Here is a 24,733-nt window from a genome sequence, read left to right as displayed (position 1 = left end):
ACAACACTACTACCTACAAACCCTTTTTAATTACGAATTACGAATTACGAATTACGAATTAAAAAGTCACTACACTCCGAATTGATTCACCTTTGTGCATCAAATCAAAAGCATCATTAATTTGTTCAATCGGCATTACATGGGTAATTAAATCATCAATATTGATCTTACCTTCCATATACCAATCAACAATTTTTGGCACATCTGTACGCCCTTTAGCACCACCGAATGCCGTACCTTTCCAAACCCTTCCAGTTACTAATTGAAAAGGACGAGTACTAATTTCCTCTCCAGCACCAGCAACACCAATAATTACACTCACGCCCCAACCTTTGTGACAGCATTCTAATGCTTGACGCATTACTTTCACATTACCAATACATTCAAAACTGTAATCAGCACCACCTTTTGTTAAATCAACTAAGTAAGGAACTAAATCGCCCTCTACTTCCTGAGGATTAACAAAGTGCGTCATACCAAACTTTTCTGCCAAAGCGCGTTTGCTGGGATTAACATCCACCCCAACAATCATATTTGCACCCACCATCCGCGCCCCTTGAATGACATTTAAACCAATACCACCCAAACCAAAAACCACCACATTTGCCCCAGGTTCTACCTTGGCTGTATTAATAACTGCACCAATACCAGTAGTAACACCACAGCCAATGTAACAAACTTTATCAAACGGCGCGTCTTCCCGAATTTTTGCTAAGGAAATTTCCGGCAGCACTGTATAGTTGGCAAAAGTAGATGTACCCATGTAATGATGAATCATCTGTCCATTGATACTAAAGCGACTAGTTCCATCGGGCATAACGCCGCGTGCTTGGGTTTGGCGAATAGCCTGACAGAGATTAGTTTTGAAGCTCAAACAATATTCGCACTGACGACATTCAGGAGTGTATAAAGGAATCACACGATCCCCTGGTTTGAGACTGGTGACACCAGCGCCTACCTCAACCACCACACCAGCACCTTCATGTCCCAAAATTGCCGGAAATAAACCTTCGGGATCGATACCAGACAGGGTATAAGCGTCGGTATGACAAACCCCAGTGGCTTTAATCTCGACTAACACTTCTCCAGCTTGCGGCCCAGATAGTTCGACAGTTTCAATAGTCAACGGCTTACCTGCGCTGTAAGCGACTGCTGCTTTAACTTGCAACGTCAGCCCTCCCTGTTTGTCAATCAACTTATTTGAGTTTATATCGACCGGTGATTTAGGGGTATCGGGCATTGGGCATTGGGCATTGGGCATTGGGCATTGGGCATTGGGCATTGGGCATTGGGCATTGGGCATTGGGCATTGGGCATTGGGCATTGGGCATTGGGCATTGGTTATTAATTCTTCTGTCTGACTCCCTTATTTCCCTATTCCCCACTTCCTCAAAATATTACTTTGTAAAAATATCATTCTCTAGCTAGATTGGTTAAAGGCGGAAAAAGTTGTTTTGGCAACGATGTAAACTGGATGTCAGCAGCAAATCCCAAATAATTTGTCCACCCTCAATTAATAAATTTTATCAAAGCTTATGAACCCTGCCCTAACACAAATTGGCGCTCAAATGTCCAACCTGACTGGCGTCAGAGCAATCATGAAGGATATTATCGAAACATTACGAGCCGGTTCAGGGCAGCAGTTTATTAATTTGAGCGCTGGGAACCCGTTGATTTTACCGGAGGTAGAACAGTTGTGGCGGGATTGCACTGCACAGCTTTTGGCTAGTTCGGAATATGGTGAGGTAGTTTGCCGCTATGGCTCAAGCCAGGGCTATGCACCATTAATTGAAGCGATCGCCAACGACTTTAATAAACGCTACGGTTTAAAATTGAGCGATCGCAATATCTTTATCACCCCCGGCAGTCAAACCCTCTATTTCTACGCTGCTAACGTATTTGGTGGCTACACCAGCAGCGGCCAGTTAAAAAACATCGTTTTGCCCCTAAGCCCTGATTACACGGGTTACGGCGGTATCTGCTTGGAACCAAAAGCCTTAGTGGCCTACAAACCAACTCTCGATATTGATGCACCTGCCCACAGATTTAAATATCGCCCAGACTTCAGCCAAGTAACGATTAACGAAAACACAGGTTGTGTCATCTTCTCTCGCCCCTGTAACCCCACCGGTAATGTTCTCACTGACGAGGAAGTCAAAAAGATTGCGGCCCTAGCCTCGCCTTACAATTTACCCGTGCTAATTGACTCGGCTTATGCGCCTCCCTTCCCGTCATTGAACTTTACCGAAATGACCCCGGTGTTTGGCGATAATATTCTGCACTGCATGAGTTTATCCAAAGCCGGATTACCGGGAGAAAGAATTGGTATTGCCATCGGGGATGAAAAGTGGATTGAAGTGCTAGAGTGTTTTCAGGCAAACGCGAGTCTGCATTCTTCACGTTACGGTCAAGCGATCGCTGCCTTAGCAATTAACTCTGGTGCCTTAGTAGAAATTTCTCAAACTGTGATTCGTCCCTTTTACCAAAATAAGTTTGCCGTCTTGGAAACCAGCTTAGAACAAGCAATGCCCAAGAATTTACCTTGGTTCCTCCATCGCGGTGAAGGAGCAATTTTTGCTTGGTTATGGCTAGAAAATTTACCCATCACCGACTGGGAATTTTACCAAGAACTCAAACAAGTAGGTGTAATTATTGTACCTGGAAGTACTTTCTTCCCCGGTTTACATGAAGAGTGGGCGCACAAACACCAATGCTTCCGTATCAGCCTCACCGGCAGCGATGAAGAAATTGTCACTGGTATGCAACGTTTAGCCAAAGTAGCCCAAGAAGCTTATCAACGTGCGGCTGTGAGTGTGTGATCGAGAAGTGGGGAGTGGGGAGTTAGGAGTTAGGAGTTAGGAGTTATTATTCTTCCCCTACTCCTTTGTGCCCAATGCCCAATGCCCAATGCCCCATGCCCAATGCCCAATCAATGCCCAATGCCCAATGCCCAATGCCCAATGAATAATGACTGGCTAGAAATTGGTAAGATTGTTGCACCGCAAGGATTATCTGGGGAGTTACGAGTTTATCCTGACTCGGACTTCCCGGAACGATTTGAAGTGCCAGGAAAACGTTGGTTGTTGCGTCCTGGCCAGACAGAACCGCAACCGATAGAATTATTGGCAGGGCGTTACATTGAGGGCAAAAATTTATATGTCATCAAGCTAGCTGGGGTGGAAAATCGCAATCAGGCAGAGGAATTGCGCGGTTGTAAGTTAATGGTGCCAGTAAGCGATCGCCCCCAATTAGCCGAAAATGAATATCATGTCCTCGATTTGATTGGCTTGGAAGTATTCATGCAAGCATCTGGGGAACTCGTCGGTACGGTGGTAGATATTATCCCGGCTGGCAATGATTTGTTAGAAGTGAAATTGCATGAATCATTTGCTAGGGACAAAAATCAAAAAACTGTTTTGATTCCTTTTGTAGAAGCGATCGCCCCAGTGGTAGACTTGCAAGCACGCCGCATTGAAATTACGCCGCCAGCTGGTTTATTAGAAATTAATAATTAAATCAATCATATGTTACCTACAAACGAAGGGTTACTTTACGATATATAAAGCTAAATCTCTCGATTTAGTAGTAATATGCTACCCTAATTAAACCTTTCAATTTCCTCAAAAATAGTATTAAACCAACATCCATCAAAAGAAATATATTAATAAATTCTTAGAATATAATTCTTTAATTCTTTAAAAGAGAATTTTCTATTTTTACTAGAAATCAAACGAATTTGAAAATTAATATTAAAAAACCAGCAATCTTAAACTAATCTTGCTAGCTTACTAGTGGCAAGATTCCATAGTTATTTACACTTATTCTATATGTGAATAAAGGTATCATGTGCTGACTAAGGCTACCTTTAGCAGTTCGCTTTTGGAAATACTTGTCATGGGTAAGATGACCTTCATACCCCAGACAAGTAAAATTGCATACTAATGAACTGGTCAAAATCCTTTTGTAATGGAGTGTCGGAATGACATTAGCAACTACTCCACAAACAAAGCCTTTAACAGACGAAGAATTACGCAAGATTAATGCCTACTGGCGTGCAGCGAACTATCTTTCAGTTGGGCAAATATATCTACTAGACAATCCACTACTGAGAGAACCACTAAAGATAGAACACGTTAAACCCAGGCTTTTGGGTCACTGGGGAACAACTCCAGGGTTGAACTTCATCTATGTTCACCTGAATCGGGTTATCAAAAAATATGACCTCAACACAATCTACATTGCTGGGCCTGGTCATGGCGGCCCCGGACTGGTAGCCAACACCTACTTAGAAGGTACTTACAGCGAGTATTACCACAACATCTCCCAAGATGCTGAGGGAATGCAGAAACTCTTCAAACAATTCTCTTTCCCTGGTGGTATTCCTAGCCATGTTGCACCGGAAACTCCTGGTTCTATCCACGAAGGCGGGGAACTAGGTTATGCCCTCGTCCATGCTTTCGGTGCTGCCTTTGATAACCCAGATTTGATTGTTGCTGCTGTTGTGGGTGACGGGGAAGCCGAAACTGGTGCTTTAGCGACTAGCTGGCACTCCAACAAATTTCTCAACCCAGCGCGTGATGGTGCGGTACTGCCGATTTTACATCTGAATGGATATAAAATTGCTAACCCAACAGTATTATCACGGATTAGCAATGAGGAATTGGAAAGTTTATTTGTGGGCTATGGCTACAAACCATACTTTGTAGAAGGTCACGATCCCACAGATGTACACCAACAGATGGCGGCAACTCTAGATACAGTCATCGGCGAAATTCAAAGTATCCAAAGAGAAGCCCGCGTACATGGTTTCACGGAACGTCCTCAGTGGCCGATGATTATCATGCGAACCCCCAAAGGTTGGACAGGGCCCAAGGAAGTGGATGGCAAAAAAACCGAAGATTATTGGCGATCGCATCAAGTCCCCTTTGGTAACATCAGCAAACAGCCAGAACACCTGAAACTCCTAGAAGATTGGATGAAGAGTTATAAACCAGAAGAACTCTTCGACAGCAATGGTAAGCTAATTGAGGAACTAGCAGAACTAGCCCCCAAAGGGCAGCGACGCATGGGTGACAATCCCCACGCCAACGGCGGGATTCTGCTGCACGATTTAAAGATGCCGGATTTTCGAGACTATGCTGTAGATGTTCCCGAACCAGGTACAGTAATAGCTGAAGCAACCAGAGTTACTGGTAGATTCCTGCGGGATATTATGCAACTTAACGAAGACAAACGCAACTTCCGCATCTTCGGCCCCGATGAAACGGTATCCAATCGTCTGGATGCTGTACTTGAAGTCACAGACCGGACTTGGGTAGGCAAGTTTCTCCCAGAAGACGACCATCTTTCCCCCGACGGTCGAGTGATGGAAATTCTCAGCGAAACTTGTTGTCAAGGATGGTTAGAAGGCTATCTCCTCACAGGTCGCCACGGCTTTTTCTCCTGTTATGAGGCTTTCATCCACATCATTGACTCCATGTTCAACCAACACGCCAAATGGTTGAAAACCACCAGACACATTCCCTGGCGCAGACCAATTGCTTCCCTCAATTACCTGCTTTCCTCTCACGTTTGGCGACAAGACCACAACGGTTTTTCGCACCAAGACCCCGGTTTTATCGATCATGTGGTTAACAAGAAAGCAGAAATCGTTCGCGTGTATTTACCACCCGATGCCAACACTCTGCTATCAGTAACCGACCACTGTTTGAGAAGCCGCAACTATGTCAACGTCATCGTTGCCGGAAAGCAACCAGCATTGCAATATCTCAACATGGATGCAGCCGTCAAGCACTGTACCAAAGGCATCGGCATTTGGGAATGGGCAAGCAACGACCAAGGCGGCGAACCAGATGTAGTACTGGCTTGTGCCGGCGATATCCCCACCTTAGAAACCTTGGCGGCTGTAGACATATTGCGCCAAAACTTCTCTGACTTAAAAGTGCGGGTAATCAACGTAGTCGATTTGATGACACTACAGCCAAAAAGCGAACATCCCCACGGTTTGAGTGAAAGAGACTTTGATACGCTTTTCACCACAGATAAACCGATTATCTTTGCGTTTCATGGCTATCCCTGGCTAATTCATCGCTTAACCTACCGCCACACAAATCACAAAAACTTGCATGTGCGCGGCTATAAGGAAGAGGGAACCACCACCACGCCTTTTGATATGGTTGTTCTTAACGATTTAGATCGCTTCCATCTCGTAATTGATGTAATAGATCGCGTTCCCAAACTCGGATCTAAAGCAGCTTATGTCAAACAGGAGATGCGAGATCGACTTATCGAACATAAGCAGTACATTGAAAAATACGGCGACGATATGCCGGAAATTCGCGACTGGAAGTGGCCTTATTAAGTGATATGTTAAGCGATCGCTAAAAACAAAAACCCTAGAGACTTTTTTCTCTAGGGTTAGGGCGATCGCAATCAAGAATTTCAGGCGCTGTGTCATTTTTGCAACGCAACTAATTAAAAAATATTTGCATAATTTTTTACGTTTGTGCTGAAAAGTACTTCAAGCTACTTAATGCATCGATCGCTACCGATTTTTCTCGTTAGCGCTAGGATAGCTATGTATTTTTTGGAAGTATAAATATGGCTCAAACTTTTTATGTAAATCCAGTAACAGGCAGCGATACTAACGCGGGTAGCCAACAAGCCCCGTTTAAAACTATTACTCAAGCCCTGAAGGTAGCTACAGTTGATACTAAGATTCAACTGGCAAATGGTAATTACAATGCTGCTAGCGGTGAAGTCTTTCCCCTAGCTATTCCATCTGGGGTGACAGTGGTGGGTAATGAAGCCAACAAAGGCAATGGTATTTTGATTGAAGGAAGTGGTAGTTTCCTCAGCCGTACTTTTGCTGCTCAAAATGTCACTTTTGTGCTAGCTGATAAAGCCGAACTTCGGGGAGTGACTGTAACAAATCTGGCTAGCCGTGGTAGCGGTGTCTGGGTTGAATCAACTGCGCCTACTGTTGCTAATAGCACGTTCACTCAATGTAAGCGGGAAGGAGTATTTGCTACAGGCGATGCTAAGCCAGTTATTCTAGGTAATGTGTTCAGTGAGAATGCAGCCAATGGAGTTGCGATCGCCAAAAATTCCCAAGGTCAAATTCAAGGTAATACTTTTTTCAAAACAGGTTTTGGCATTGCCATTAGTGATACTGCATCACCCATACTTCGAGATAACAAAATTTCTGAAAACCGTTCTGGAATTGTCGTCTCTGGTAGTGCCCGTCCTGTATTACGAAATAATTTGAGTGAGAATAACACTGATGATGGTCTAACTATAATTGCAAGCGCCTTACCGGATATTGGCAGTACTAATAACCCAGGAGGCAACACTCTACGAAATAACGGTAAATTTGATTTGCAAAATGCCAGTTCCAACAAGCTAGTTTCTGTGGGAAATACAATAGATCCGACTAAAGTCACAGGAAAGGTAGAGTTTGCTGATACTTCGGTTCCTACACCCACTCCAACTCCAACTCCGACACCAACTCCAACTCCTACACCCACCCCAACTCCAACTCCTACACCCACCCCAACTCCAACACCAACACCAACACCAACACCAATTCCTACACCCACCCCAACTCCAACTCCAACACCCACACCCACCCCAACTCCAACACCCACCCCAACACCAATTCCTACACCAACTCCAACACCCACGCCTACTATTGAATTAACAGATATTACTAATCATTGGGCAGGTGCATTCATTCGGGAATTAGTCAAATTGGGGATAATTAATGGTTTTCCCGATCGCACATTTAAACCTGACGCTACAATGACACGGGCGCAATACGCAGCATTAATAGTAAAAGCTTTCAACCCATCGCCAAACCGCCAAGTTACCAAATTTAAAGATGTACCAGCAGACTTTTGGGCATCAAAGGTAATTCAGCAAGCATATCAAGGTTTATTTCTCTCTGGTTTTCCCGATAATACCTTCGGCCCCAACAAAAATATCCAGCGCGTGCAAGTAATTGTTTCTCTGGTGAATGGATTGGGATTATCTGGTAATGGTACAGCAACCAGCAAAACTTTTGATGACCAAGCCAAGATTCCTGATTATGCTAAAGATGAAGTCATCAAAGCTGTTCAAAAAGAGATTATCGTTAATCACCCTAATCTCAAACAACTCAATCCTACCCGCGATGCCACGCGTGCTGAAGTAGCTGTGATGGTATATCAAGCTTTGGTAGATGCTGGTCGTGTAGCAGCAATAGACTCACCTTATATTGTGAGTGCATAAACTGGTTTATTTTGTTTTGCAACACATCAATCTGTTGTAGAGGCGTACAGCTGTACGCCCCTACTTTCTACTAGAATTTGGGCAAATTATTCGGGTCAATACCCTGAGATTGCAAATAAGCAATTAACTGTTCTTTTTGCTGGCGTTCTTGTTCGGCGCGTTGGCGTTCTTGTTCGGCGCGTTGGCGTTCTTGTTCGGCGCGTTGGCGTTCTTGTTCGGTGCGTTGGCGTTCTTGTTCAATCTGTTCTATAGCCCAAGGTAACAAATTACCATCTCGATCCCACCAGCGCAACCAATAACCAGTTCGCGCTTCTTTTGTGCCTTGCCAAGTTCCTAAAAATAAGCCCATGACCTCAACCCAATGACGGCCATTTTCGTCAGGTTGCTTTAACTCATAACGTTGATTTTCCAGTTGATAATATTCTAATAAACCACCATCTGGGTCAAAAATTATGTAGATGGGAATCTGTAAAATTTGCTCGTAGAAAAACCATTTGCCTGGGGGATAACTTCGCTTTACCGAATATTCTCCACCATCAGTATCAGATAGAAATTCAATAGCGATCGCCGGAATATCTCCTTCTAAATTCGGTGTATAACTTTTACGATTGCCTACAATTTCATTTACAGACGGCACATAAACCCAGTCTGGTGCTTTGGCGATAAATTGCCCGTTAACAGTGGCACAAAGACCAAAGTTTGAAGCTATCAACATTTGAGGTTGAATGAATCCACTGATTTCTAGACTTTCACGCAAAGCACCAGCCAAAATTGGCTGACCGGTATTCTCCACTGGTTCATCCTCTAGTTGAAAATCTTTGGGTAAGGCTTCCCAAGAGATTACCAGTTCAGTTGCAGATTTGGCTTGGCTGAGTTGGGTTGCCATAAATACAGCTTGAATTTATTTTTGATTTTATCGCTTCCAGAAGGGCTGTGGAGGTGATGTCAGTATCAAAAAAATATAGACAAGCTTGCCCTTCTATTTAACTAGGAAATTCCAAATGCTTTTAATTAAGTCTTAAGGACGTAGCGATCGCCGCATTTGGAGATATATTTTACTACTTAAGATGAATTCCAGTAAAACAAATTTGTATTTAAGATTACAAGTACTGAAATACTAAATTTGCAGGTAATTAATTTTCCCTGCTACTAAGGAGTAATAATGATTTTAAGTCAAAATCAACGCATTGTAGGCGTATTTACTCATCGTCGAGATGTAGAACAAGCACTACAGGAATTGAAAGATTCTGGTTTAGGGATGGAGAAAGTTTCTGTAGTTGTACAGAACCCAGACCGCAATTATGACATTGCTAATAATGAAACTGGTGATAAAGCTGACGAAGGTGCAACAGTAGGAGGACTTTCGGGGGGTGCTGTTGGTGGTTTGACTGGTTTATTGGTAGGCCTTGGGACTTTAGCCATCCCTGGAGTCGGGCCAATAATGCTGGCTGGGGCAGCGGCAACTGCTTTGGTTACAACTCTTGTAGGGGCAAGTATTGGTGCTGCTACTGGGACTTTTGCTGGTGCATTAGTTGGTTGGGGAATATCAGAGGATCGAGCTAGAGCATATAACGAGCGAGTAGAGGATGGACACTATTTAATAATTGTCGATTGTACATCTTTAGAAATTGTTCAAGTAGAAGCAATTTTACAGCGTTGGGGTATTGAAGAGTTCGGCATTTACGAGCATCTCAACACTGAGTATGAAACTACAAATTATTTAAACACAACGACTTCTGTTAGCGCCATTCCTAATAAAAGTGGAATTCTGACCAAGTATGCAATTAATTACTTCGATCGCATAGATAATGCTGAAGCGGCAATTAACGATATGCTTGTTGCAGGTTTTCCAGTAAGCCAGATTTCCTTAATTAGCAAAGGCTTTCCTCAATTGATTGGATCGACAGGTGTTATTTTAAGCGATCGCTTTGACGCTTTGAGGCTAGGAATACCAGATGACTGGGCACGCTTTTACAACGAGCAAATTGAGCAAGGTAATTACATACTTATTGTTAGTGGCACAGACAAAGATCTCCATGACGTTAGCTTGATTCTGGGCAAGTATGGTATTCAAGAGTGCCAAATTTATGACCCGATGTTAATTCGTTCTTAAAACTGAATGCTGCCATTGATATTGCGAACTTATTTGAGTTTCAGAATATAGTTTATGAAGACAAGTTACAGCAATTCTCAGGTAATTAAACCATAGGGTAGGGGCGCACAGCTGTGCGCCCCTACAAATGTACAAAGAATTTGGTAGTAGTTTCTTTTTTGGAAGTGCTTTACAGCAGAACTTTCGCTAAAATCGGTTCCACAGTTTTAGAAATCTCTGGGACATATACTTGTGAAACGTAGTCAGCAATCATTCTGTCAGTGTTGAATAACGGCGCATTTGTCTTAATCGACGTTTTCATCATCTGCACCCAGCGGTGGGGAATACCTTGAGCATCTTGGTCATAGTATAAAGGAACGATTTCCTCTTCCAAAAGCTGATACAGCGATTGCGAGTCAATACGATCTTGCAATACTTGGTCGCTAGTATGAGCATCTTCACCAATTGCCCAACCGTTAATTCCTTTGCCATCTTTGCCGGCTTGATAACCTTCGCACCACCAGCCATCGAGAACGCTGCAATTAAGACCGCCGTTAAAGCAGACTTTTTGACCACTCGTACCAGAAGCTTCCAGGGGACGACGAGGATTATTCAACCAAACATCCACACCTTGTACTAATTTTTGTCCAGTGTAAATGTCGTAATCTTCAATAAAGGCGACTCGGTTAATAATGCCGGAATTATGACACCATTCCATTAAGCGCTGGATAATCCGCTTGCCTTCTTCATCTGCTGGGTGGGCTTTTCCTGCAAAGATAATTTGTACTGGGCGTGAGTTGTTACCAAAAATCTTTAATGCGCGTTGGGCGTCCCGCAGAATTAGATCCCCACGTTTGTAGGGGCTGAAGCGTCTGGCAAATCCAATGGTTAATACATTGGGGTCGAGTAGCCTTTGGGTTGCTTGAATCAGTTCATAATTTTCGCCACGCAACTCCCGTGATTTCTTCACCTTATAACGTGTGAAAGCAACCAATCGTTCTTTGAGGATGAGATGTCGCGACCATAGTTCCTCATCGGGAATGTCGTCAACTTTAGCCCACATCTTGGGATCGACGGCGCGAGTTTTCCAGTCTTCTCCGAGATACTGATTATATAAGTCAGCTAACAGGGGTGCAGTCCAAGTGGGTGCATGAACGCCATTAGTAATGTAACCAATTGGTACCGTATCTTCCGATCGCTGCGGAAACAGAACTGTCCACATTTTACGGGAAACTTGACCGTGCAATTCACTGACGCCATTACAAGCCCGACACATCCGCAATGCTAAAACGGTCATACCAAAGGGTTCCCAAGGATCGCCTAGTCGGCGTGCGCCCAATGCCAAAAATTGCTCGCGGGAAAGTCCCAATTGCGGCCAGTAGTTGGCAAAGAAGGAGTCAATTAAATCTGGGGAGAAGACATCGTGACCGGCGGGAACGGGGGTATGGGTAGTAAATACGCAACTGTTCCGCACCTTGGCTTCGATGTCGTAGAAGGATTTGCCAGTCCGTTCAACTTCTAAACGGGCAATTTCCAAGGTGCAAAATGCAGCGTGTCCTTCGTTGAGGTGATAGACGGAAGGTTGAATTCCCAAGGCATTCAAAGCACGGACACCACCAATACCCAAAACAACTTCTTGGGCAATGCGGGTTTCTAAGTTCCCGCCATATAGGTGTCCTGTTAGCCAACGATCAATGGGATCGTTATCGTTGCGATCGCTATCCAATAAATATAATGTCACCCGCCCGACTTGCACTCGCCAAATTTGCACTTTTACATACCGCTGGCGGACTTGTAGCTGGATAGTCACCGCTTCCCCTTGGTCATTTTTAATTAACTCTAGGGGCATTTGCCCAAAAGGGTTGTCAATATAATAATCTTCTTGCCAACCGTGGCGATTCAAACGCTGCCGAAAATAACCTTGGCGATACAACAAGCCGACGCCAACCATTGGTACACCTAAATCTGAGGAGGATTTCAAGTGATCCCCAGCGAGAATGCCCAAGCCCCCAGAATAAACTGGTAAAGATTCGTGGATGCCAAACTCTGCACAAAAGTACGCAATGGGGTGTTCTTGGGATACTTGCGGTGCAACTCGACTTACCCAAGTATCTTGCTGTGTAATATATTGATCGAACTCACGCGCCAAGGCGGATATCTGCTTGAGGTAGGATGGATCTTCTGCTAATTGGGTGAGACGTTCGTAGCTTGCTGACTCTAAAATCGCCACTGGGTTATGGCCGCAGCGTTCCCATTCTTGGGGATCGATGGTTTGGAATAAAGAAACGCGATCGCCACTCCAACTCCACCAATAGTTATAAGCCAAATCTGCTAAACGCTTGAGCGGTAAAGGTAACTTTTCACTTAAGCGTCGTGCTGCTTCTGTTGCACTGCTATTAACCATACTAATCTACACCCTTTGTTTTAATTTTTTCTCTAAGCAATGGGGACTGAGGAATGGGGACTAGTAACTGGGGAATGGGGAAGAGTTTTCCTAACCCAATGCCCCATGCCCAATACTTCTCTACGAGAGGCTGCGCCAACGACTGCACTCACCACAAGTCGGTACAAGTCGCTCAGTACAAGTGCCCAATGCCCAATTCCTCTAACTTCCTCTTCAGGATTATGATGCTGGAGTCCTCACTCGCTGAATTTTCCCCTGAAGTTGGAGCAGTCGATCGACATCAAACTTTATCCAAATGAATGGTTTTTACTGTTTTCGTCTTTTAAAGATTATCTCTGCTTGTTGGAGAAATGTGAGATTTTTTTATATCAATTTCATTGACATTATTTTAATTTATTTATTTTCTTGTTAATATTTATTGAAAATTTTTGTGTGAATAACTAAAAATTACTCATATCTAATTTTTATGGGAGTAAGTTATGACTAAACGTATTAGCTTTGAAATAATACTAAATAATACTTTTTATAGGTAAATACAGCAATAATACCGTTATCTGCCTGGTGAAATGATTATATTAACGAAGGATTAAGCATAAATTACAAAGTGGCAAAATTGTGCATACAACAGCAAGCCTCTCAACTTGAGAGAACTGGTATATCATACTAAGTCGCATTTAAAAAGCACATCTTTCCGTGTTGGGCGTTGAGTGTTGACAGTTAAAAGTCAGCTGTCAACAGCATGGGTGATTGTGCAATTTAAAGGGGTAATCACTTAACATCTCCCTCTTATTTGCTATGGAAGATTTTATAATTTATATCGAGAAATTAAGTTATTCTGCACCATGAATTACGAATTACGAATAATTATTTTTTCAGTTAGATCCTAAAGCGATCGCATGGTGACGGATATGATCTTCAATAAAAGTGGAAATGAAATAATAACTGTGGTCGTAGCCTTCTTGATAACGTAAGTTTAGCGGCTGGTTAACATCTGCACAAGCTTGCTCAAACACTTCTGGCATTAATTGTTCAGCTAAAAATTTATCAGCAGTGCCTTGATCAATGAGAATCGAACTGTGATACCCAACTTTTTTGACTAATTCGCTAGCATCATAAGCATTCCAGCTTTGGCGATCGCTGCCAAGATAACCACTAAAAATTTTTTGACCCCAAGGACAACGCATAGGTGCAGTAATAGGTGCAAAAGCTGATACTGATTTGTAGAGTTGTGGATTTCTCATTGCACAAACTAACGCCCCATGTCCCCCCATTGAATGACCGAAAATACCTTGTTTATCCGATCGGGCGGGGAAGTTTGCGGTAATTAAAGCAGGTAATTCGTGGACGACATAACTATACATTTGGTAGTATTGACACCACGGTTCTTCTGTAGCATCAATATAAAACCCCGCACCAGTGCCAAAGTCCCAGTCATCATCCTCACCTGGAATACCTGTATTACGCGGGCTAGTGTCTGGCGCAACGATTATCAAACCATACTCAGCTGCAAAGCGCTGCATTCCACCCGCCTTAACCATAAAATTCTCTTCAGTGCAAGTCAAACCAGAGAGAAAATAAAGAATTGGCACAGGTTGTTGAGTTGCTTGTGGTGGTCGATAAATGGCAAAGCGCATTTCACCGTTACAGCTTGACGACAAATGACTATAAAAGCCAAGTTTGCCACCAAAGCTTTTATATTCTGAAATGAGGTTGAGGTTAGGCATTGCTTATATTCTCTTTCCTGAGCAGTTGCCAAAGAAAGATCATACCATTTTAGATTTGAGATTTTTAGATTGGAAATCGCCTTTTATATCTGGATTTAGTGAATCTATATGTCGCAATTATTTTTCAAGATAGTATTTTAAACGAAGTATAGGATGGATAACAATGTTATTTGGAATCCACCTCTACTTTACTCAGCAATGGGTGTTTGATACTTTTTTCGTTCAATATGTGCGTTCAAGCGCACCTATATCTACTATCGCAATACCATTGCCATCTCCATCTTGTGGACGAATAACGCCACGCTGATCGATGTTCGGTGCTTTGGCGCCATTGAAGGTACTCAGTCCAGCATCAATCGCCAAGCTACCATATCTGAGTGAGAAATTACTTGTAGCTATATCTGCAAATTGTGGATCTTTTCCAATAATGTTACTCAAGCCTGAACTGGTGTACTTAGAGGAATTGTAGACAAGGTTATGGTCATAGGTTACGGTATTCTGAGATTGATACAAACTGTTGACTATTCCATCTTTCTTGGCATACATGATATTATTGAATACTTTAACGCGCTCAGCCGTAACGGTTGCAATTTCACCTAAGTTTTGAGTGTCAGGATGTTGTGCATTTTGATAAGTCGTATTGTTGATTACATCAACATTGGCACTTCTAAATACGTGAATACCAGAAGCGCCATTTTTGTAGACGATGTTATTTGCAATTAAGGTTTTTCCCCAATAAGCTTGATGATTTGAATTCGTGTTTTTATTTAGAGCATCATCAATCATAATCCCATTACCTTCAGTAATTTTTCCTGCATAATAATAGGGAATAAGGTTTTGATTACTGTAAGAGACATTACCTCTAACAATCATTTTATAGTCAGTGGTATTGTTGTCATAATTCCAGTTAAACAACATGCTAATGGCACTCGTTCCCAAAGGACTATACAAGCAATTTTTAAAGAGGATATTGTTTTCAATGGTGATGTAGTCAGCTTTAAATGTGCCAATTCCTGTACCACCAAACTTAGAAATTTTGTTGTTGCGAATTACTACGTGGTGGGAATGGTTTTTGATTCCTCCCCCTGAGAAGGATGGATTAAGCGCAATCCCTATGCCACTTGTCAGTGGGTTGTTCAAATTATTTTTTTGCTGTAGTGCATACTCCAAAGTGATATTGTCGTTATTTCCTATTAGCTCAAGACCTTCGATAATCACGTAAGACGAGCCAACAACATTAATGGCGAAAGAATTTTGTGATTTGATAATAGGTTTGTGTCCGGGATAGGCTTTGAAAGTAATTGGAGCAGTAGATGTGCCATGTTTTTCCCAAATCACAAGGATTTCTTTAGGGGAATCTGTACGCGTATAAGTACCGTTCATCACGTAAACTGTATCCCCTGGTGCTGAGACACTATTTGCTGCTCGTTGCAACGTCCGAAACGCGGTAGTTGTTGTCAAACCATTATTGCTATCGTTTCCAGTGCTAGAAACGTAGTACGTCTTGCTGGTATTAGCTTGTGCTAATTTGCTAACACCAATTCTAGAATTATGAATGCCTTTAACCGAGTTAAAGCTACCTGTAGTAGTACTTATTAAGTCTGCATTATTACCAGTCTTTTCTTCATAGTTAGATGCAGGCTGAACATTTGTTGTTGAAGCTACTTTTTGTACATTACCGAAACCAATTAATACACAGGTTAGTACAATAGAGTAGCTTGAAACAAGATTTTTCACTAACATAGGAACACACTTTTCTTAACATTGCCATTCAAAGTTACTTTGAAGAGCTAAGTGTGCCAACTGTGATTACACTAAACAACTGTGTATGCAAAGCTAACAACATCTGATAATAAAACGTATTATCTACGACTAAGCACTTAAATATTTATACTTAAGCTAAGACCTATTGAAATTGAGTTGAGACCTATTGAAAAATTATTTTATGCTAGCAAAGAGGGTTTTGCTCGGAATTTAATCAATCGATGTAATCCGAACAAACAAAGCAACTATCAAATTGATAATTTAAACATCTGTGGGGTATTAAGACGCACATTTGATCGTAAAGCCAATGCTAAATTTCTACGCTAGCTCTGAGTTTTTAAATAACACGTTTTTGGTGTTTTTGTTGGAAGATTAGAAACAATTTCTAGCAAATACTCGCTGAGATATGAACCATATTTAGCGATAATACTACTAGCTATTAATGCTCACTTTTGTTGCGTCATCGTCTGCGATCGTCAGACGTATAGAAACTTCCAAGCTATAGCTTATATAACGTCTTTTTTTGACATAGGTATGTACGAAGACCACAACAACCTGAATTTCTGCTTTAGTACTAGCAGAATAAAGATGATGTTTCCGATGAAATAACGTTGCCATAAACGTTTAGGTTCCATAATCAACCGGAACAACCACTCTAAACCAGCTTTCTGCATGAATTTTGGCGCTCTTTTTACCATCCCAGCAACTAATTCAAAGCTGACCCCAATACCAATGGATACTGGAACGCCTAGTTTTTGGTAATTGTTGTATATCCAATATTCCTGCTTTGGGGCACCCAACCCAACAAATAGAATATCTGGTGCTGCTGCTTGAATCGCTAAGTTAATTCGTTTTAATTCCTCTGGGTCTGACTCAAAACCGTAGTAAGGACAATAAGTACCAACAATATCGAGGTTGGGATGTCTTGCTTCTAGAACCTGTTTTGCCTTCTTTGCAGCTCCAGTTCGACCACCTAGCAGAAACACTTTCAGCCCTTTGTCAGCACTGATTTTGCACAGATGCTCGAACAAGTCTGTTCCATTTACTCGGCCAGACAGTGGTGTGTTAAAAAGCTTAGCTGCCCACAAAAGAGGAACACCATCCGGTACCACCAGAAAAGCCTGGTGATATATCAGACGAAAACGAGCATCATGTTGCAGTGCCACAATATGCTGTGCATTGGGTGTCACCACATATTTAGGAGTAGTTCTTGAAATTGCCTGATGTGCGATCGCCTCAACTACGCGATCGAATGGGTACTTGTCTATCTGGATATCGCAAATATTTACTCTTGTTGAATAGTTCATAAATTTGTGGTGTTGGAGTTAAGAGGCCATCAAAAAGTGCTGATTGCTTTTTGCAGTGATAATGAGCAATTTAAAAAAGAAAAATTTAGCAATGCGTAAAGTGGGGGATTTAGATCCGCATCTAGAAGCACCACCAAATTTTCAGCAAAACAGAATTCAGGGGTCAGAAACCATAATTAAGAATTTAATTCTGCCCGACTGGCAAATGAATAACTATCCCGCTCCTAAAAGGGGATAGGATTTGACGTTAACTGTTGGCTGATAACTGTTAGCTTTCAACAGTTAACGATTAACGATCTAAAAAGGCCTCTTTCATCCTATCCCTAGAAGAGATGGGATGAAAGACACCTTTTTATATAATGTATTTAGAGTTTAAGTAATCATAAATCTTTGATTGCATAAGCTATGTCATGAATGAATTTATCTTGTCGAGTATGATACCAATCTTTTGCTTCCTCAAAAACTTTTTGTGTAAATGGCAAGGAGACTGCCGAAATTATAAAATTAGCAAACTCTTCTGGCTTTTCAGCTATTTTGACTGTTGAGGGTAGACAAGAAATTCCTCGTAATGCTACTGGAGTTGCTACGATACAAGATCCCGAAGCAATAGCATCTAAAGTTTTTATCTGTATACCTCCCCCACTAAGAGTAGGAATAGCAATTACCCTTGCTTGAGCCATAAATTCTTGAGCATCAGGTACAACACCACAATAGTAAATATTAGGATACTTATTAGTTAGCCAATCGGCACCTTTGCCAGCTATATGAATTAATAAATCGGTGGGCAAATAAGGATAAATTTCTTCAATAAACCATTGGAGTGCTTCTCTATTCGCTTTCCATATCCAACTACCTAGAAGGCCAATATCAAAGCATTTATTTACTGCTTTATCTTGTAAATTTGTAAAACCAGGTGTTATTCCAAATGTTCTAACTTTACCTAAACCTCCAACATTAGAAAAGTACTTTTGATCGCGATCGGTCAGTGTCCAGACCTGTTGAGACGCATGTAATAAATGTTCTTCTTGGACTTTAATTAAATTAGCTTCACGTCTATAAATAAACTTTGATATAAAGTTGTTTGCTTTCTGAAAAATATCTTCATACATCTGATACTCTACGTTGTGAGCAATAGTAATTAATTTATTTTCTACTGAGATTAAACGCTCTATCCATCCTAACTGAGCATGATCGATGACGATCGCGTCATAATTGTCCTTGATTAAAAGCTTTTTTACTAGTGCAATGTAATTATGAGAATAATATTTTGCTGAAGAATATGGCAACCCTTTCAAAAAAGCTATTATTAGCCAAAAAATCAAGAAAAGCTTTGTTTTACTCGTTTCAGTATATCGTTCATCAACTATTAGTGTTTCTTGAGGATTATGTTCAAACTTATCACCTTTGCGTAGATATCCAATGACTGTGATTTGATGTCCAAGATTCCTCAGAGCATTAATAAAACATTGTGAAGCTACTTCGCCACCATTGCAATTTTTACTTAAGATAATAGTTGTTAAGAAGAGAATTTTCATAAAAAATGTTTCTAATGATTATGTAAAACCATAACTTCTTTCATTAACAAGAATTTGCTGTTAAGTTTGATTACCATGCTCCATAGCGATCGGCTGGTAAGCTACCAATTTTCTCTCTGAGAAAAGCTTTTATTCGTATAGATAATTGTGGCTTAATAACTAATTTTAATGGAAAAGTTATCAACTCCTTCAATAGCCAAGTCAAATAAAACTTTCGATGTTTAATATTTAAACTATTTGATTCTTGTTTAGCAAATTTAGAGGTGACTTTCCAACTCTCGTGAATTTGCTTAAATTTGTTCAATGGTTTCCCACTCATGCCATTAAGTGAGTAAGAGACAAGAGGCATTGCAACGTATTGAAAGCAAAAACCCGACCTGTAAGCTCGAAAAATAAAATCGTAATCAGCTGCTATGTCATAGCTTAAATCAAACAAACCTAGTTTGTCATATACCGATTTTTTCACAAAACAACTAGGATGATTAAGCGTAAATTTGAATACTAAATTTTTTAATTCTCCGGGAATAAAAGTATTCATATATTTACCTTCAAAATAGTTGTCTATAGAAGAGTAAAGAATTGAAATTTTTGGTTCCTGCTGAAAGCTATTTTCAACAATTTGCAATGCATTAGGATTATACCAATCATCAGAATTGATAATACCAATAATATCTCCTGTGGAGAGATTTATGCCTTTGTTCATAGCGTCATAAATACCTTTATCAGATTCTGATATTAAAATATCTATGTCATCCGAATAACGATTAATTATTTCTAAAGTTCCATCATTTGACCCACCGTCAACAATAATGTACTCTAATTCAGCTTGAGTATCTTGATTAATTACGCTCAGTATAGTCTTTTCAATAGTACTGACAGCATTATACACAGGTGTAATAATTGATATTTTCATTAGTTTTGTGTTCTAGTTTATTTTCTAATTGAAAAAGAAGATGTAAATTACCATAAAATCCTTCAGGGAAAAGCCAATCTTTCCAGAGTTTTTGGCACTCATTCTGTAAATCTAAAAATTCTTTTGGTGAAATATTACTATGAAAATCAGCTACTTTTTCTGCAATATATGGTATTTATTTTTCATCTATCCAGACGCAATATTTTTTCTGGTCAATTACGAAATCGTAAGGTAAAACGCAGTCTGTATCAATAAAAATTGGGATACGACCACAGCAGAGAGTTTCAATTGTTAGCATCTTTACCACTTTCCAAAATATTAGTAAAAAGAGAAGAATAATGATGTGCTTGTTTTGTAATTGTAAATTCTTTTTCTGCTTTTTTACGAGCGTGAACGCATAGGTTCTGATGCCGCTCTTGGTTTTCAAGCACCCAAGCAATTCCTTGAGCTAAATCTTCAAGTTTATAAGGTTGGGCTAAATAACCATTTTTTTGATGTTCAATTATATCCGACATCCCGCCAATCCTAAAGGCAACGCAGGGGGTTCCACAGGAAATTGCCTCCACCATTGTATTTGCTAAATTCTCTTGAATAGAAGGTAGAACAAATACATCGGCTGCTGAATACAGTAGAGCTAAGGATAGGTCATCATTAAGTGTACCTAGATAGTGAGCCTTGAAGCCAAATTCAGGTGGATTATCCGGTTTCAATGAGCCAAAAATTACTAATTCTAATCTATCTTGCCATCCGGATTTAGTTAGCTCTTGCAAAGCTGGTTGAAGTAGATAAAATCCTTTTCTATTATCGCTAGTTGCCTGTAGCGATCCGAAAAGAATTAGTTGTTTATCTTGGGGTAAGTTAAGTAATTGTCTGGCTATGGATTTTTGAATAGGTCTGTAAACTTGAGTATCCAATCCATTAGGAATGACCTCTATCCGCAAATCCTTAAATAAGGAACTGGATTTAGCGCACTTAGCTAACCAAACACTAGGCGAAATAATTGTCAGATTTAAATCTCTCCAAGCTTTAGTTTTGCGTTGCCATACCCAATGGGATAAGTCCAAGTTGCCAGTACTCCCAAGCTGGGGACAACTACCACAGGATGCTGTGTAGCGATCGCATTCCCCGCTGTAATGACACCCTCCAGTAAACGCCCACATATCATGGATAGTCCAAACTATAGGGCGTTTAAACTTGGCAATAGTTTCTATCTGCATAAATGCAGAATTAATCCAGTGGAGATTGATGATATCTGGATTAATCTGAGTAACCTTAGAAACAACTCTATCTGGTAACCACTGTAGAGAAAATGTAGTTTTAGTACGCTGACCATAAAACTTTAATGGCAAGGCATCAAACGTCTGTTTTGCGCGTGCTATACCTTGAGAAAGTCTAAATTCTGGTGCAAGCACCGTTTTGTCATCACTATATTTTTCTTGTGTTAATAATTGTGAAATTGCAGCAATACCCTGTAATCCTTGGTGCAAACGATAGGCAGCACGCGAGGCACCGCCACTAATATCAGAGTGATTAATCAGTAAAATTTTCATTTGTATTCCCTGGCTTATTCAGCCTCAGATACACTATCAGAATACTCAGGTTAAAAATCTTTATTTTGATAATTTAGTTTTTATTATTCATTTATTCACTAATTGATTCTGCAAATTTTACAACATTAGCTTTGAGCCTATTTTGCCAAATTATAGTTGATAGTACTATTGATACGTATATTGAACATATTGTATGGAATGATATCAGAGTTAATGTCTCACTAACTTGTAATAAAAAGGAAAGGATAAGAAATTCAAGCATCCAAAAACTTTCTATTGTTTGAGTTAAATGTATTAAATTAATAACTCTCTTAACTGCTGCAAAAAAATTGAATATAAATAGCGAAAATCCTATAAGACCTACTTGCAAGATAGTATCGATAAAGCCATTATGGGAGTGAAAACGATTAGTAGTACCCACAGTAGATGCTGCCCAAGTGTGTTCAACGATCAACAGACCCTCATTAGAAGTCCAAAATCCAGCAAACCCATAACCCAGCAAAGGTCGTTTTAAAGCAGCTTCAATAGCTAACTGCCAAATATCAAAACGCCCATTAAAATCTGGAGGCTTGCGTAGAATATCAACTACTATTATTTCTAAGTTACCAAATATCAACACAGCGATACTTCCAGCTATTAATACTACAAAGACATACATTATTGTACGAATTTTGTAGTGCCATCTTGTGAATTTGAGAATAGGCAACAAAGTTAATCCAACTATAAAACCTACCCACGATGTCTTACTTTTTGAGAGAAAAAGTAAAATGATTGATAAGCTAAATCCAATCCATGTCAGCCAACGAAATCTTTTGTGAGAAAAAGAGCTCAACAAAAATAATATGGCTGCGTGCATCATCATCCGACCTAGATATTGCTTGTGTGTCAAAAAACCTTGCCATGAGGGTTCATTGTTTGCTTGAGAAATAGCGATGTATGGTTGGCCAATAGCAACTACAAAGCCAGTAAATATCAAGTTGATAATTATCGCTATACCAAACATTCTGAGGAATAGCTGCATCAGTTCCTTTGGGTTATATTGGGCAGCTAGATAAATTCCAAAGAAAATCGCACGCACGACACTTTTAGACTCGTCTAAAGTAAATTCCGGAGCAGCAGACCAGAAATACGATATCAATAGAACACCAATTAGTAGCAATAGAGATATATCTCTAGTAGCAACATAGATGAATCGTTTCCATCGCAAAATTATGAGAAAGAGTAGAATACCATAACTTGCAGTGTTGAAGCGATCGCGCCATTCAAAAATGTTAGCGTCAAAGAAACCTATAAAGAATAATAAAATAGCAACAAATTCTAACTTGTTACATAGTAAATTAAGTATTCTATTAACTGTAAACTTCTCTATTGATGAAACACTCATTTAAATATTATTAAAATAAAGTTTCTGTCACAATCTTTCTAATATTTCAGTAACTTATTGAGTCGCTGCTTCAATAATTGGAGTTTACTTTGTCTAAATAAAGTTTCCTGTGTAAAGCTATCTGCTTGAAAATCACGAATTATAAAGGGTGGATGTTTTATGGGAAAGTCTATTGCCTCTGTTGGCAGACTCCCGTATCTTTGTTTTTGATTGGCTGTGACATTAGTCGAGTCTAAACCAAAACCAATATTAGAAATTAAATTGACATTGGAGATAATACCTAGACTACTCTGAACCCAGCAAGCAAATGTCCATTGATAACTCCAAATTGTAGATGCTGGATTAGCGAAGACCGACTCAAACATGCTAGTCCAATAATCCACCGCCTGCCGATCGGTTAGGATATCATTAAGGAAACCTCCTTCTTGAATTTCTGTCCAAAGTTTCATCTGAATATCAAAATGCTGCCAAGCACGTCTCCAAGTTGCCCACCCCCAACAATGGTTATATCGTGAAAAGTAGTAGCTGTAATTAGTCCTTTTACGCCCAAACTGAACATTTTGTCCGGAGATTGAGGCCACTCGGTTATCATATCTATACTTATCCAACAATTCTTCACAAAATGGAAAAAATGTAGGATTAGGTACGCAATCATCCTCTAAAATAATTGCCTCTTCAACTTGGTCAAAAACCCAATCCAGTCCGCTAGAAACACGTTTAGCGCAACCTAAATTAATATCAGAGTAGTTATTTAAAACCTCACAATCCCAATCAACTCGCTCAATAGTTGCACGAGTTAATTCGCACTTTTGTACCTCCTCAGGACGGTCGGTACGCGGGCCATCTGCAATCACAAAGAGTTTTGGTGGTTTTGCTTGGCGAATTGCTTGAAATACTTGTTCAGTGGTATCTGGGCGTTTAAAGATAATAAATGCAACAGGAGTTTTCATAGCTTTTTTTGAGCATAGTCAAGACTTAAAACAAATTCTTGGTATTTATTTGGAAATTATTACTCATCCTTCAAATTTAAGATTTATCTAAAGCTGAATAAATTTTACCATCCACCGTAAACAATCAAAGATTTAGTTAAACCAAAGATTTTCTCTTCATAATAATTTGCGCCAGGAAAAAGATTAACAAACTGGTCTTTGTTCAATAATTTAATTGATTCAACTATGTTTTTGGCTTTTTGTTTATCTGGTTGTTTTTTCAACCATCCGAGATTAAAGCTAGTTAATAACTCTACTCTAAGCTCTATTGGAAGAAATTGAAAAAAGGGAAAAACGAAATGAGGTTCAATGGGAAAGTAAAGATTAGGTGTTTGAATAAAATACCTTTGTCCAAGTCGGATGACTTCATTAGCCATTTGACGTTGATCGCTATAATCTCCTACGTGTTCAATGACAGAATTTGAAAAAACAATGTCAAACTCTTGGTCTTGAAACTGTTTTAGATTTCTGGCATCACCAGTCATAATTTTTATTTTCTGATTATTTGTTCCATGTTTTTCATAAAAAGGATTTATATTGACTATATAAATTTCTACATCTACAGAAGGTTGTTCCAAAAATGCCGAATTTTGCCAAAACTCTGGGACTCCTCCTACGTCAATAATCTTTACTTTAGTTTGTGTTTGGGGTATCAAAGCCATCAGAGAATAAAAAAAACTCAGCCGTTTTTTTCTCAGTTTTGCTGACCATGAATTAGAGTTACGGTAGTCGTAAACATTTTCGATAATTTGGTTTAACATTGTTGTTTCTCAGCTAATCTTTCAGTATAAAGAGACGCGTAA

18 protein-coding genes are annotated in these 24,733 nt (G+C 40.1%); 6 read left to right on the top strand and 12 right to left on the bottom strand.

Annotated features, from left to right (window positions below; genetic code table 11):
* Positions 1 to 58: 58 nt before the first annotated feature.
* Positions 59 to 1,168, bottom strand: coding sequence for an S-(hydroxymethyl)glutathione dehydrogenase/class III alcohol dehydrogenase (locus tag H6H03_RS01175; protein ID WP_190953552.1), 1,110 nt, complete (start codon positions 1,166 to 1,168; stop codon positions 59 to 61).
* Between the two features lie 367 nt (positions 1,169 to 1,535).
* Between H6H03_RS01175 and H6H03_RS01170 the strand changes: the two genes are divergently transcribed.
* From H6H03_RS01170 to H6H03_RS01155, 4 genes are all read left to right on the top strand, one after another.
* Positions 1,536 to 2,819, top strand: a complete 1,284-nt coding sequence (locus tag H6H03_RS01170; protein WP_190953249.1) for a valine--pyruvate transaminase — start codon at positions 1,536 to 1,538, stop codon at positions 2,817 to 2,819.
* 102 nt (positions 2,820 to 2,921) lie between these two features.
* Positions 2,922 to 3,515, top strand: a complete 594-nt coding sequence (gene rimM, locus H6H03_RS01165) for a ribosome maturation factor RimM (protein WP_242057703.1) — start codon at positions 2,922 to 2,924, stop codon at positions 3,513 to 3,515.
* Positions 3,516 to 3,979: 464 nt separating this feature from the next.
* On the top strand, positions 3,980 to 6,361 hold the full coding sequence (locus H6H03_RS01160; protein WP_190953247.1) for a phosphoketolase family protein: 2,382 nt from the start codon (positions 3,980 to 3,982) through the stop codon (positions 6,359 to 6,361).
* Between the two features lie 239 nt (positions 6,362 to 6,600).
* Positions 6,601 to 8,268: a DUF1565 domain-containing protein gene (locus H6H03_RS01155; RefSeq protein ID WP_190953246.1), complete on the top strand. Its 1,668-nt coding sequence runs from the start codon at positions 6,601 to 6,603 to the stop codon at positions 8,266 to 8,268.
* A gap of 70 nt (positions 8,269 to 8,338) precedes the next feature.
* Here H6H03_RS01155 and H6H03_RS01150 read toward each other — a convergent pair whose 3' ends face one another.
* Entirely contained in the window at positions 8,339 to 9,154 is an 816-nt protein-coding gene (locus H6H03_RS01150; RefSeq protein WP_190953245.1) for a Uma2 family endonuclease, read from the bottom strand.
* Between the two features lie 276 nt (positions 9,155 to 9,430).
* On the opposite strand from H6H03_RS01150, the gene H6H03_RS01145 reads away from it, so the two are divergent.
* Complete coding sequence (locus H6H03_RS01145) at positions 9,431 to 10,381, top strand: general stress protein (RefSeq protein ID WP_190953244.1); 951 nt, start codon at positions 9,431 to 9,433, stop codon at positions 10,379 to 10,381.
* Between the two features lie 169 nt (positions 10,382 to 10,550).
* Here the strand turns inward: H6H03_RS01145 and glgP are convergent, their stop codons facing one another.
* Entirely contained in the window at positions 10,551 to 12,764 is a 2,214-nt protein-coding gene (gene glgP / locus H6H03_RS01140; protein WP_190953243.1) for an alpha-glucan family phosphorylase, read from the bottom strand.
* Between the two features lie 39 nt (positions 12,765 to 12,803).
* Between glgP and H6H03_RS01135 the strand changes: the two genes are divergently transcribed.
* The gene (locus H6H03_RS01135; protein WP_190953242.1) at positions 12,804 to 12,989 is read left to right on the top strand and encodes a hypothetical protein; all 186 of its coding nucleotides are present in this window, start codon (positions 12,804 to 12,806) and stop codon (positions 12,987 to 12,989) included.
* A 647-nt stretch (positions 12,990 to 13,636) separates the two neighbouring features.
* Here the strand turns inward: H6H03_RS01135 and fghA are convergent.
* From fghA to H6H03_RS01090, 9 genes are all read right to left on the bottom strand, one after another.
* The gene (gene fghA, locus H6H03_RS01130) at positions 13,637 to 14,488 is read right to left on the bottom strand and encodes an S-formylglutathione hydrolase (protein WP_190953241.1); all 852 of its coding nucleotides are present in this window, start codon (positions 14,486 to 14,488) and stop codon (positions 13,637 to 13,639) included.
* A 222-nt stretch (positions 14,489 to 14,710) separates the two neighbouring features.
* On the bottom strand, positions 14,711 to 16,231 hold the full coding sequence (locus H6H03_RS01125) for a choice-of-anchor Q domain-containing protein (protein ID WP_190953240.1): 1,521 nt from the start codon (positions 16,229 to 16,231) through the stop codon (positions 14,711 to 14,713).
* Between the two features lie 527 nt (positions 16,232 to 16,758).
* The gene (locus H6H03_RS01120; RefSeq protein WP_190953239.1) at positions 16,759 to 17,559 is read right to left on the bottom strand and encodes a WecB/TagA/CpsF family glycosyltransferase; all 801 of its coding nucleotides are present in this window, start codon (positions 17,557 to 17,559) and stop codon (positions 16,759 to 16,761) included.
* Between the two features lie 380 nt (positions 17,560 to 17,939).
* On the bottom strand, positions 17,940 to 19,094 hold the full coding sequence (locus H6H03_RS01115) for a glycosyltransferase (protein ID WP_190953238.1): 1,155 nt from the start codon (positions 19,092 to 19,094) through the stop codon (positions 17,940 to 17,942).
* 70 nt (positions 19,095 to 19,164) lie between these two features.
* Positions 19,165 to 20,007, bottom strand: coding sequence for a glycosyltransferase family 2 protein (locus H6H03_RS01110; protein ID WP_190953237.1), 843 nt, complete (start codon positions 20,005 to 20,007; stop codon positions 19,165 to 19,167).
* A 284-nt stretch (positions 20,008 to 20,291) separates the two neighbouring features.
* Complete coding sequence (locus tag H6H03_RS01105; RefSeq protein ID WP_190953236.1) at positions 20,292 to 21,557, bottom strand: glycosyltransferase family 4 protein; 1,266 nt, start codon at positions 21,555 to 21,557, stop codon at positions 20,292 to 20,294.
* A gap of 91 nt (positions 21,558 to 21,648) precedes the next feature.
* Complete coding sequence (locus H6H03_RS01100; RefSeq protein WP_190953235.1) at positions 21,649 to 22,941, bottom strand: O-antigen ligase family protein; 1,293 nt, start codon at positions 22,939 to 22,941, stop codon at positions 21,649 to 21,651.
* Between the two features lie 38 nt (positions 22,942 to 22,979).
* Positions 22,980 to 23,891: a glycosyltransferase family 2 protein gene (locus H6H03_RS01095; protein ID WP_190953234.1), complete on the bottom strand. Its 912-nt coding sequence runs from the start codon at positions 23,889 to 23,891 to the stop codon at positions 22,980 to 22,982.
* Between the two features lie 104 nt (positions 23,892 to 23,995).
* Positions 23,996 to 24,691, bottom strand: coding sequence for a class I SAM-dependent methyltransferase (locus H6H03_RS01090; RefSeq protein WP_190953233.1), 696 nt, complete (start codon positions 24,689 to 24,691; stop codon positions 23,996 to 23,998).
* Positions 24,692 to 24,733 lie beyond the last annotated feature (42 nt).

Source organism: Nostoc paludosum FACHB-159, from assembly GCF_014698835.1.
Lineage (GTDB): Bacteria > Cyanobacteriota > Cyanobacteriia > Cyanobacteriales > Nostocaceae > Nostoc > Nostoc paludosum.
Note: the sequence above shows the minus strand (reverse complement) of the source record. Positions and strands in the feature narration are given on the sequence as shown.